This is a genomic window from Segeticoccus rhizosphaerae (genome assembly GCF_005222685.1).
In the GTDB taxonomy this organism is placed as follows: Bacteria; Actinomycetota; Actinomycetes; order Actinomycetales; family Dermatophilaceae; genus Segeticoccus; species Segeticoccus rhizosphaerae.
Window position 1 is genome coordinate 1 of the sequence record NZ_SWMA01000104.1, and the last position, 885, is coordinate 885.

An 885-nucleotide genomic window follows, 5' to 3' on the forward strand; every position below is an offset into this window, starting at 1 on the left:
CTGTGTCCCCGCCCGAGTTGGGGCGGGGTGGGGCTGGGAGTTCAGGGTTGCCAGGCGAAGGTGCCGTCGTCGTGGCGATGAGGCTTCAGGTCGAGGTCGTGCACTCTCGTATGGTGCCGGGGACAGAGCAGGTAGAGATTGTCGTGGTCGGTCGGCCCGCCCCGGCTCCACCAGATGCCGTGATGGGCAGCGCACCACTGTGCCGGCATCGAGCAGCCCTGGTACGTACACCCCTGCTGCTCCAGCCAGAGCGCCCGCCGCTGCGCCGGCGTGGCCAGCCTGGCCCGGTGGCCCATGTCCAACACCTCGCTGTCGGTGCCCAGCAGGACCGGGATCAGGTCGGCCTCACACGCCAGCCGCCGCACCGTCGCCGCAGTCACCTGGTCGCCGGTCATGGTCCGCCCCAGACCGCGCAGGTCGCCGATGAGCTGCTCCCAGGACACGGTGATGACCACCTTCGCGTTGCTGGTCGTGCCCGCCTGGCCCGGTGAGGACATGCCCCGTTGCAGGATCATCAAGAACGCATCCGCCCGCCGCTGCTGCGGCGACCGCAGGTCGGGCCCGTCACCGTCCGGCGCCGGCTTGGCCAACGGATCCACCGCGGCCCGCACGAAGGCCGCACCCTCCGGGTCCAACCGCACCACGAACTCGGTCAAGTCCCCCGCGACCGCCCGCTCATACATCCCCCGGCCCCGCCGCTGCGCCCTCTCGAAGTCGTCACTGTCCTGGCCCGGGCGCGCGCACTCCACCAGGTGGCGCAACACCTGCCGCAGTTCCCGGTCGGTGCCGGTCATCGCGACCGGCAGGATGATCGCCTGATCCGCCACATACTCCTCGAACGTGAGGAACGGCTCGATCTGCTCCAACGCCCGCAACACCCGGTCG

The 885-nt window shown here is 70.6% G+C and carries 1 protein-coding gene; it reads right to left on the reverse strand.

Annotated features, from left to right (window positions below; translation table 11 throughout):
* Positions 1-41: 41 nt before the first annotated feature.
* Positions 42-885, reverse strand: an 844-nt coding sequence (locus tag FCN22_RS21495; RefSeq protein ID WP_137123603.1) for an HNH endonuclease, incomplete at its 5' end; no start/stop codon positions are given.